Genomic DNA, 10,267 nt, shown 5'->3' with positions numbered 1-10,267 from the left:
ACAGCGCCTGTCTCTAGCCCAAGCGGCCAACCGAACTCAAATCCAACCGCACAACCGATCGCGATCAGCGTCTTGATGAGGCCTCGCCGGCCCCCACGGGAAAAGATTTTTTACCCGATTGACGCGAATATCGGACGGCGATATTGCAACCTATGGGTTAGTAACAATACTACTTTTACGAGAATATTCTTTTAACGCCTGGGAGGTGTTTTGCCATGACATACCATTTGCGTTTCGCGCTTGTCGCGCTGTCGATCGTTGCGGGCGCTGGTACGGCTTCGGCGGACTCGGTTCGCGCGGTCGTCAACCTGAATGTCGATACCGGCGGCGGCCAGAAGGTGCCACTTTCGGTTGAAAAAGAGGTTGGGTTTGGTCCGGGCGGCGACACGATCACGGTCGATGTCAGCGGCTACCGCTGCACCATGGGATCGTCGACCCAGGGCTCGGTCCCGGCGGGCTGCAACTACTCCGTCGACGTGACGGGCGCGGAACCGAAGATCACGCCGCGCGAGGCCGACGGGACCTGCATGAAGGTCCAGCCCCAGTGCGTCAAACAGTAGCGACCACGAGACTCGGATCATGACGCAGGCAGGCTCGGGGAGACCATCCTGCCCGAGCCTGCCGAAGCTTGCCCGGGCGCATAAAGCGGGTTGCCGCAGTGCCATCGGCGCAGATCGGGCTCGGAGCCGCCTGACCTGATCGACGCCTGATTGAACAACAGCCTTGTGGCGAAGGTCTCGGCTTCGATCCCACCACGACTCCACCGAGCTGCCCCGCGTGACGGCTGCCGTGAGACGGAGGCAGCGCTCGCCTCCGACGGCGAACCGGCGGTTTCGCCGGAATCGTGGCCGAAAGGATCGCGCCCACTTGCCGGCCTTTGTGCCCGGGTGTAACTCGCCGCGATGATTTTCGCTTCCGACAACTTCTCCGGCGCCCATCCCGCCGTCAACGAATCGCTTGCCCGCAATGCCGGCGGCATGGCCGTCGCTTATGGCGGCAGCGACCTCGATAAGGCGATCGAGCGTCGTTTCAACGAGATCTTCGAGCGCGAGGTGGCCGTCTTCTTCGTCGGCACCGGAACCGCGGCGAACTCCCTGTCGCTCGCGGCGATGAACCGGCCGGGCGGCGTGGTCCTGTGCCACCGCGAGGCGCACATCATCGAGGACGAGTGCGGGGCGCCCGAGTTCTTCACCCATGGCGCGCGGCTTGCCGCGGTCGAGGGCGACAACGGCAAGATCAGCGTCGCCGGACTGGCCAAGGAGCTGGAACGCTTCAAACCAAACTTCGTCCATGCCGGCCAGCCGATGGCGATCTCGATCAGCCAGCCCACGGAGACCGGAACGATCTATTCGCCCGAGGAAGTCGAGGCGATCTGCGCGCTCGCCCACGAGCGCAAGCTGTCGGTCCACATGGATGGCGCCCGCTTTGCCAATGCGCTGGTCGCCACCGGATCGACGCCCGCCGAGATGACCTGGAAGCGCGGGATCGACGTGATGTCCTTCGGCGCGACCAAGAACGGCTGCTGGTGCGCAGAAGCGGTTGTCTTCTTCGATCCGGAGAAGGCCAAGCAGTTTCCCTATATCCGCAAGCGCGGCGCTCAGCTCTTCTCCAAGACGCGCTTCGTGGCCGCGCAGTTCGAGGCGTATTTCGCCGACGGCCTGTGGATGAAGCTCGCCGCCCATGCCAACGCCATGGCCGACCGCATGCGCATGTCGCTGGAGGCGAGCGAGCATACCCGCCTGGCCTGGGTCACCGCCACCAACGAGATCTTCGCCATCATCGAGGATGAAACGGCCGCGCGTCTGCGCCAAGCCGGCGCGGTGTTCTACGAATGGAACCCGCCGCACACCGGCGGCTCGCTGCTCGGCGACAACGAGCAGCTCGTGCGCCTGGTGACCAGTTGGTCGACCAGTGAAGAGGACGTCGACCGGTTCTGCCAGCTGGTGCGCTGACCTCCTCCAAGGCGGCACCCCTCACAAGGCGACGACGACAATCGGCAGCGGTTCGGGCCTCGGCCCGGGCCGCTGTTTTGTTTACGGGGCGGATTTTCCGACCGTCCGGCCGTGGGAGGTCCACCGAGGATGTGACGAGCATTCAGCCGGCGATTGCTCGCGTCGTCTCCGCCGCCGTATGCGCGCCGCGCGGTATCGGGCGGAATTTCATAAGCAGCGGAGGGATCTCGCTGGCAGGCACCGGCCGGCTAAATAGATAACCCTGCATCTCCTTGCAGCCTTCGCGCTCCAGGACGTCGTAGTGCTCGAAGGTTTCCACGCCTTCGGCGATCACCGAGAGCCCCATGGAACGACTGAGCCCGATCACCGCCCGCACCACGGCGATATTCTGACTTTCCGTCAGATTGCGGATGAAGGACTGGTCGATCTTGACCTTATCGAATGGGAACCGCGTCAGATAGCCGAGCGACGAATAGCCGGTTCCGAAATCATCCATCGAGATGCGGATGCCCATCGCGCGGAACGCTTCGAGCACGGACAGTGTCGTTTCGGTCTCCTGCAGCATCAGCGATTCCGTAACTTCGAGCTGAAGCCGGTTCGGCGCGAGACCCGTGGTCTTCAAGATGGCCCAAACGTTGTCGAACAGTGCTGGATCCTTGAACTGGATCGGCGACAAGTTGACCGAGACACTGAGTTGAGAAGGCCATTCCCTGGCCTGAAGGCAAGCCGCCTTCAGGGCCCAGAGACCGACACTGTCGATCAGTCCAATTTCCTCGGCCAGCGGAATGAATTCGCCCGGCGAGACCATGCCACGCTCGGGGTGGCGCCAGCGGATCAGCGCCTCAAAGCCTGAGATCGTCTTCCGTTCGACATCGAAGAACGGCTGATAGTAGAGTTCGAGTTCCTCATCGTCCATCGCCTTGCGCAGATCGATCTCGGTCTGTCGGCGGTGCTGGAGCGCCTCTCCCATTTCGGGCTCGAAGAAGCGATAGACCCCGCGTCCGCGCGCTTTGGCGCTATAGAGGGCCAGATCCACGTCCTTGAGAATAGCGTCGGCACCGGTTGGGCCATCACGTCCTTTGCCGACGACCGCGATGCCGATGCTCACGCCGATCGAAATACGCTGATGCTCGATCTCAAAAGGCTTCGCCAGGGTCTGGATGAAACGCTGAGCCAGTTCCTCCGCCGCCGCCGGTTGAGAGCCAGCGACCTGGATGACGGCGAACTCGTCCCCGCCGGTGCGGGCGATAAGGTCCTTCTTGCCGGTGCATTCTTTCAGCCGCTCGGCGACCAACTTCAAAAGATGATCACCGATCGGGTGACCGAGGGTATCGTTGACCGACTTGAAGCCGTCGAGGTCGAGGCTGAGGATCGCCGCGCCGGGCGTGGCGATCGCACGTTCGAGCTTTTCCCGAAACCACAGCCGGTTCGGCAGATCGGTCAGCGCGTCGTGCCGAGCGAGATGCTTGAGCTTCTGGTCCGCGATGTGCCGTTCGGTGATGTCTTCGAGCGTGACGACCAGGCCACCGCCCTCGATCCATTGCCGCGAAATCGCGATGACGCGTCCATCGGGCATTTCGGCATTGAAGAAGGCGCCCTCGCGATGAGCGAGCACGTGGCACAGGAAGGGGTCCTCATGCACCTCCCGCGAGGTCATGCCGAAGCGCCGCGGCCCGAACATCTGCTCGAAGCGCTTGTTGTGGACCACGAGCTTCAGGTCCTGATCGAACAGGCAGAGCCCCTGGGACATGTTGTTGAGCGCAGCCTCCCAGCGTGCGCTCTGGATGGCGATGGTGCCGCTGAGGCTGCTCGCCTGCGTCTTGCTGCGCTTCTCGAGGCTGGCGATCTTCCCTGCAATGGTGGCCTGCATGGCATCGAGGGCTCGCATCAGCCGCGCCGTCTCGCCCCATCCCCGGGCCACAATGGCGGTGGACATGTTGCCGTCGGCGATCGACCGGACGACAGCGGTGGCGCGGCGCAGAGGCCCGACGATGGTGCGCGTCAGAACGATGAAGACGAGCAAAACGATCAGGCTGCCGATCCCCGCCGCCTGCCAGGTCTTGAGCCGGAAATGATCGAGGAAACGATGGATGCCGCGAGCGGTCGCCGCCGTGTTCTCGAGCAACATCGATGCGAGGGACGACATCGTCGCGTCGGCGGCGTCGAGATCGCTGAGCAGCTTGCGCATGCTCACCACGCCGTCGGCGGCACGAAGTCGGCTCAACGAACGCCGCGCCTGGTCGACGAGACGCGTTGCCTCGGTCGACGTGGATGACGCGTCAATGGCCGCGAGGTCGGAATCGATGCTGGCGAGACCGCCGAGCAGCGTGGCGATCCGATCCTGCGGCAGCGGTGCGGCTTCGTCCGATTTCAGCGCCTCGTCCTCGCCGAACGCCGAACGCAGCTCCGCCAGCGTCACCTGCGCCGAGCGCAGGCGGTCCAGCGGCAAGGCTCCCTCAGCGTAGACGCGATCGGCGATCTGTCCGATCGTGTCCTGCGAGCTCACGGCAAAGTTGGCGATGAGGAGATTGACGAAGACCAGCGCCAGGCAGGCCAGCATCAGTTTCCATTTGACAGGCAAACGCCGCTCTCCTGCGCAATGGATCGCCTTCGGACACGTCTCGGCGATCCTACGGCGATTTCGTTTATAAACTTCATGCGTTAGACGAAACGATTGTGGTCTCACCTAAGGATCGGCCGGGATTTTCTGGCCGAGAGGGTCAGCGGCGTGGGCCCTGCCCCTGGCAACGCCCGCTCGCATGCCCCACATTGCTGGCTGTCGGCGAATCTCTTCGGTCTGGTTCATGCGAGCTTGCGATCGGACGGGGACGCGGCGCCCATGCCGTTTCGCCGGCTGGATGGGGAGTTTCACACCATGACCACAGCAAATGTAGCCGCCAGCGGCACCTTCCGCCTTGGTGCGTCCGAGATCCACCGTCTCGGCTTCGGCGCCATGCGGATCACCGGCCAAGGCATATGGGGTCCGCCCAAGGACCACGACGAGGCGATCCGGGTTCTGAAGCGCCTGCCGGACCTTGGCATCGATTTCATCGACACCGCCGACTCCTACGGGCCGGACGTCTCGGAAATGCTGATCCGCGAGGCGCTTCATCCCTATGGCGCCGCCCTGATCGCCACCAAGGGTGGCCTCACCCGCGTCGGGCCCAATCAATGGCTGCCGGTCGGCCGGCCGGAATATCTGCGCCAGCAGGCATTGAAGAGCTGCCGCAATCTCGGGGTGGACAAGATCGCTCTGTGGCAGCTCCACAGGATCGACTCCAAAGTGCCGCGCGATGAGCAGTTCGACGCCATGAAGAGCCTGCAGGACGACGGCATCGTTGGCGAACTGGGCCTGAGCGAGGTCTCCGTCGAGGAGATCGAAGCCGCCTCGAAGGTGTTCAAGGTGGCGACCGTGCAGAACCGCTACAATCTCGTCGACCGCAAGAGCGAGGACGTGCTCGCCCATTGCGAGGCCAACGGCATCGGCTTCATTCCCTGGGCGCCGATCGCCGCCGGCAACCTCGCCAAGCCGGGCACCATCCTCGACCAGGTGGCCAAAAAGCACGGCGCGGCGCCAAGCCAAGTCGCTCTCGCCTGGGTGCTGAAGCGCAGCCCGGTGATGCTGCCGATCCCCGGCACGTCGAGCGTGGCGCATCTGGAAGAAAACGTCGCGGCGGCCGGCATCGATCTGTCGGACGAGGATTTCGCGGCTCTCGACCGCGAAGGCCGCCAGCAGTTCGCCGCGTCCTAGCCGAAGACAAAGGAGGTGTCGCGCGGGGTGGCCCGCCCATGCTGCGCGACACCCATTTCCCCTTAAGACAGCGGTGATCGGCCGAGCCACCCATGTGGTGGACCGAGGACACGAGGAGAATACCAATGCCCGAAGCCGTCTGGTGGAAGCGCGGCATCGTCTATCAGATCTATCCCCGCTCGTTTCAGGACTGCAACGGCGATGGAGTGGGCGATCTGAAAGGCATTCACAGCCGCCTCGACTATCTCCGGTGGCTCGGCGTCGACGCCGTCTGGCTGTCGCCGATCTACCCATCGCCGATGGCCGATTTCGGCTACGACGTCGCCGACTATTGCGGCATCCATCCGCTGTTCGGCACGCTCGACGACTTCGACGCGCTGATCGCCGACCTGCACGCGCGGGGTCTCAAGCTGATCCTCGACTTCGTACCGAATCACAGCTCCGACCAGCATCCGTGGTTTCTCGAAAGCCGCTCGTCGCGCAGCAATCCAAAACGCGACTGGTATATCTGGCGCGACCCGAAGCCGGACGGCAGCCCGCCCAACAACTGGCTCAGCCAGTTCGGCGGCAGCGCCTGGGAGTATGACGAGGCCTCCGGCCAGTACTATTACCACGCCTTCCTGAAGGAGCAGCCGGACCTCAACTGGCGCAATCCGGAGGTGCGGGCGGCCATGCACGACGTGCTGCGCTTCTGGCTGCGGCGTGGGGTCGACGGCTTTCGGGTCGACGTGATCTGGCACATGATCAAGGATGCGGAATTCCGCGACAACCCGCCCAATCCGGCCTGGCACGAAGGCATGCCGGAAACGGCGCGGCTGTTGCAGACCCATTCGACCGACCAGCCGCACGTACACGACGTGATCCGCGGCCTGCGGCGGGTGCTGGAAGAGTTCGACGATCGCGTCCTGATCGGTGAGATCTACCTGCCCATCGAGCGGCTCGTGACCTATTACGGCGAGAATCTCGAGGGTGCCCAGCTGCCGTTCAACTTCCAGCTGATCCTGGCGAGCTGGCGCGCCGACGTCATCGCCGGCCTGATCACCGAATACGAGGCGGCGCTGCCCGACGGAGGCTGGCCGAACTGGGTGCTCGGCAATCACGACAATCCGCGGATCGCGAGCCGCGTCGGCGTCGAGCAGGCCCGCGTCGCGGCGATGCTGCTGCTGACGCTGCGCGGCACGCCGACGCTCTATTACGGTGACGAGATCGGCCTGAGGAATGTCGAGATCCCGCCGGATGCGGTCCAGGATCCGGCCGAGAAGAACGAGCCGGGCATCGGCGCGGGCCGCGATCCCGAGCGCACTCCGATGCAGTGGAACGCAGAGCCGAACGCCGACTTCACCACCGGACGGCCATGGCTGCCGCTCTCGCCAGACTTTGCGATCCACAACGTGGACGCGCTGCGCCAAGACGAAACCTCGATCCTGATGCTGCACCGATCGCTGATCGAATTGCGCGGCCGGTTCCGCGCGCTCAGCATCGGCTCGTTCCGGCTTCTCGACCAGAAGCGCAACGTTCTCGCCTACGAGCGCGCCCACGGGAACGAGCGGATCGTCGTCGTCCTCAATATGGGCCATGAAGCCGAGCAGGCGGATCTCGCCGAGCTCGGAAGCGGCGGCACGCTCCTGCTGTCGACCACCGGCCAGGGAGCCGGACGGGTTCTGTCCGGCCCTCTATCGCTGGCGCCCGACGAAGGCGTGATCGTCAAGCTCGGCTGACCGGCAAGCGCTCCGTCGACGGCCGGCGGCTGCCGGGCCGTTCGGGCAATCGGCTAACCGAAGGCCCGGACGACGCGAGCCGTGAGGCCGTGAACGGGAGAGCCGTTTTCCTCGACCTTGAACCTGCCGAGAAGTGCCATGAGATGCTGTGCCTCGGAGGCGAGCTCGGTGCTGGCCGCGGTCGATTCCTCGACCATTGCGGCGTTCTGCTGAGTCGCCTGGTTCAGCATCTCGACAGCGGTGCTGATCTCGCTGAGGCCGACCGCCTGGCTCTTGGCGGAGTCGACGATCGCTCCGACGTGGTTATTGATTTCGGCCACTTCGGTGACGATCATTTCCAGCGACCGCCCGGTTTCGTTGACAAGTTCGACACCGGTCGCCACGTGCTGGCCCGAGGTGGAAATCAGCCCCTTGATCTCTTTTGCGGCCTCGGCCGAGCGCTGGGCGAGCGCGCGCACTTCCTGCGCGACGACGGCAAACCCCTTGCCGGCCTCGCCGGCGCGGGCCGCCTCGACGCCGGCGTTCAGCGCCAAAAGGTTGGTCTGGAAGGCGATCTCGTCGATGACGCCGATGATCTTGTTGATCTCATCCGACGACTTTTCGATCTGGGCCATGGCTTGCACCGCGCGGGCGACGATGGCGCCGGACTGCTCGGCGCCGCTCTTGGCTTGCCTGACCAGATGACCGGCTTCGTCGGCCCGCTGGCTCGATGTCCGGACACTCGAATTCAACTCGGCCAATGCACCGGAGGTCTGCTCCAGGGCGGCCGCCTGCTGTTCGGTCCGCTGGGCCAGATCGTCCGCCGCAACGCGCACCTGCGAAGCACCCGACTCGATCCCGTTGCCGATGCCGCCGATCTCGGCCATCGCCTCCTGCAGCTGCCCGAGCGATGCGTTGAGGTTCACCCGCAACGGATCCATCACGGCGATGAAGGCATTCTTGATTCTCTGCTGGAGATCGCCTCCGGCCAGGCGTTCCAGCGCCATGCCCACTTCGTTGACGGCGTTGACCCGTCCGGTCACGTCCGTGGCGAACTTGACGACCTTCACCACCCGGCCCTTCGGGTCGAAAATCGGATTGTAGGTGGCCTGGATCCATACGACCCGTCCACCCTTGCCAATGCGCTTGAACTCGTCGGAGAAGTACTCGCCGGCCTTGAGCTTCGACCAGAAGGTGGAATAGTCGCCCGACGACGCATAGGAGGGCTCGACGAACAGACGGTGGTGTTTGCCGACGATCTCCTCGCGCCGGTACCCCATGGCAGTCAGGAAATTGTCGTTGGCGTCCAGAATCTCGCCATCGGGGGTGAACTCGATCACCGCCTGCGCGCGCATGATCGCATCGATCTTACCCCGGTTGGAGATGTACTCCAGTCGATCCTCGGTGATGTCGCTGGCAAACTTCACCACCTTGTAAACCTTGCCGCCCTTCATCACCGGGTTGTAGGTCGCCCGGATCCAGATTTCTCGGCCGCCTTTGCCCAGACGCCGAAAGACCCGCGACTGGAACTCGCCCTTGGCCAGGCTCTGCCAGAACTGGGCGTATTCGGGGCCATGGACCTCATCCGGATCGACGAACATGCGGTGGTGCTGGCCGACAATCTCCGACGGCTGATAGCCCATGGCGCTGCAGAAATTCTCGTTGGCACGCAGAATCTTACCCGCCGGATCGAATTCGATGATGGCCAGCGAGTTGTCGAGCGCGGCCAGCACATTGTCGGCGTCGGAACGGAAGAACGAACCCATCTGAACTCCTTCGCGTGCTGCCGTTGTCCTGACCGCAACGACATACTGAGCACGACAACCAGGGTTATGAGCGAAACATCTTGAAAAAAAGAAAATACGGGCGAAGATTCAGAGTATGTACTGCTCCCTGTATATTTTACTTAGAATTGTTTATTGCTTCGATATCCGGTGGCCGCGTCGAGGCCTCAGCCATGCCGTGGACCAGACCCATCGGCCATGGAACTCTTGCCGGAACTTGGGATTGGCACTCGGGGGCTCGTCGCCTCGCCCATGCCTCTAATCCGGCTTTTCAGCGCGAAATCCACACCGCTGCGGGCCGTGCCACGCACCGTTAACTCGTCGCTCATTGAGATCATGATACCCGACTGGCTCCACACCCTATCCCTGCTCTGCCTCGCCCTCGGCTTCATCTGTGCAGCGCTCGTCGCCGCGCACGAGATCCGCAATCCCCAGCACATGTGGATCATGAATGTCGTCTGGCCGGCGACCGCGCTCTTTGCCGGCCCGCTGGCGTTGGGGGGCTATTTCACCTACGGCACGCTTGCAACCCGCCGCCGAATGCACGAGGCGATGGAAAAGGGCGAAGAGATGCCGAACAAGGCGCTGACGCCCTTCCCTGCCATGGTCGCCAAAGGCGCCGCCCATTGCGGCAGCGGTTGCGCACTGGGAGATATCTGCGCCGAGTGGCTGGCCTTCGCCTTCCCGGCCATCGCGGTCTGGTTCGGCTGGCACAGCCTGCTTTCGGAAAAGATGTTCGCCGTATGGGTGCTCGACTTCGTCCTGGCTTTCCTGTTCGGCGTCGCGTTCCAGTATTTCACCATCACGCCGATGCGCGGCCTGTCGCCGATCCAAGGCCTGATCCAGGCGGTCAAGGCCGACGCGTTGTCGCTGACGGCCTGGCAGGTCGGCATGTATGGATTCATGGCGATCGCCCAATTCTGGATCTTCGGCACCATGCTCGGCACCAGACTGGAGGTGAACAGCGTCGAGTTCTGGTTCATGATGCAGATCGCCATGCTCTGCGGCTTCGCGACATCCTACCCGGTCAACTGGTGGCTGATCCGCAGCGGCATCAAGGAAAAGATGTAGGCGAACGAGCGG

Annotated in this window: 7 protein-coding genes; 5 read left to right on the top strand and 2 right to left on the bottom strand. The window is 63.6% G+C overall.

What is annotated here, in order from left to right:
* Positions 1-215 precede the first annotated feature (215 nt).
* Both SMD10_RS09150 and SMD10_RS09145 read left to right on the top strand, forming a co-directional pair.
* Positions 216-560 (top strand): hypothetical protein, encoded by a 345-nt coding sequence (locus SMD10_RS09150; RefSeq protein WP_331685379.1) that lies wholly within the window; start codon positions 216-218, stop codon positions 558-560.
* Between the two features lie 342 nt (positions 561-902).
* Complete coding sequence (locus SMD10_RS09145; RefSeq protein ID WP_331685378.1) at positions 903-1,952, top strand: threonine aldolase family protein; 1,050 nt, start codon at positions 903-905, stop codon at positions 1,950-1,952.
* Positions 1,953-2,094: 142 nt separating this feature from the next.
* Here the strand turns inward: SMD10_RS09145 and SMD10_RS09140 are convergent, their stop codons facing one another.
* The gene (locus tag SMD10_RS09140) at positions 2,095-4,533 is read right to left on the bottom strand and encodes a putative bifunctional diguanylate cyclase/phosphodiesterase (protein WP_331685377.1); all 2,439 of its coding nucleotides are present in this window, start codon (positions 4,531-4,533) and stop codon (positions 2,095-2,097) included.
* A 294-nt stretch (positions 4,534-4,827) separates the two neighbouring features.
* Here SMD10_RS09140 and SMD10_RS09135 point away from each other — a divergent pair, with 294 nt between their 5' ends.
* Together SMD10_RS09135 and SMD10_RS09130 are read left to right on the top strand one after the other, a co-directional pair.
* Positions 4,828-5,703, top strand: coding sequence for an aldo/keto reductase (locus tag SMD10_RS09135; RefSeq protein ID WP_331685376.1), 876 nt, complete (start codon positions 4,828-4,830; stop codon positions 5,701-5,703).
* 125 nt (positions 5,704-5,828) lie between these two features.
* A complete protein-coding gene (locus SMD10_RS09130) occupies positions 5,829-7,421 on the top strand; it encodes an alpha-amylase family glycosyl hydrolase (RefSeq protein WP_331685375.1) in 1,593 nt (530 codons plus the stop codon).
* A 53-nt stretch (positions 7,422-7,474) separates the two neighbouring features.
* Here SMD10_RS09130 and SMD10_RS09125 read toward each other — a convergent pair whose 3' ends face one another.
* On the bottom strand, positions 7,475-9,166 hold the full coding sequence (locus tag SMD10_RS09125; RefSeq protein WP_331685374.1) for a methyl-accepting chemotaxis protein: 1,692 nt from the start codon (positions 9,164-9,166) through the stop codon (positions 7,475-7,477).
* A 354-nt stretch (positions 9,167-9,520) separates the two neighbouring features.
* On the opposite strand from SMD10_RS09125, the gene SMD10_RS09120 reads away from it, so the two are divergent.
* Positions 9,521-10,255, top strand: coding sequence for a DUF4396 domain-containing protein (locus SMD10_RS09120; protein ID WP_331685373.1), 735 nt, complete (start codon positions 9,521-9,523; stop codon positions 10,253-10,255).
* The last annotated feature ends 12 nt before the right edge of the window (positions 10,256-10,267 follow it).

This window comes from Consotaella aegiceratis (genome assembly GCF_036541425.1).
GTDB lineage: Bacteria > Pseudomonadota > Alphaproteobacteria > Rhizobiales > Rhizobiaceae > Consotaella > Consotaella aegiceratis.
Note: the sequence above shows the minus strand (reverse complement) of the source record. Positions and strands in the feature narration are given on the sequence as shown.

Excerpts from the sequence above, each read along its gene's own strand:
- SMD10_RS09150 (WP_331685379.1), top strand. The coding sequence starts at position 216 with ATGACATACCATTTGCGTTTCGCGCTTGTCGCGCTGTCGATCGTTGCG.
- SMD10_RS09145 (WP_331685378.1), top strand. The coding sequence starts at position 903 with ATGATTTTCGCTTCCGACAACTTCTCCGGCGCCCATCCCGCCGTCAAC.
- SMD10_RS09135 (WP_331685376.1), top strand. The coding sequence starts at position 4,828 with ATGACCACAGCAAATGTAGCCGCCAGCGGCACCTTCCGCCTTGGTGCG.
- SMD10_RS09130 (WP_331685375.1), top strand. The coding sequence starts at position 5,829 with ATGCCCGAAGCCGTCTGGTGGAAGCGCGGCATCGTCTATCAGATCTAT.
- SMD10_RS09125 (WP_331685374.1), bottom strand. The coding sequence starts at position 9,166 with ATGGGTTCGTTCTTCCGTTCCGACGCCGACAATGTGCTGGCCGCGCTC.
- SMD10_RS09120 (WP_331685373.1), top strand. The coding sequence starts at position 9,521 with ATGATACCCGACTGGCTCCACACCCTATCCCTGCTCTGCCTCGCCCTC.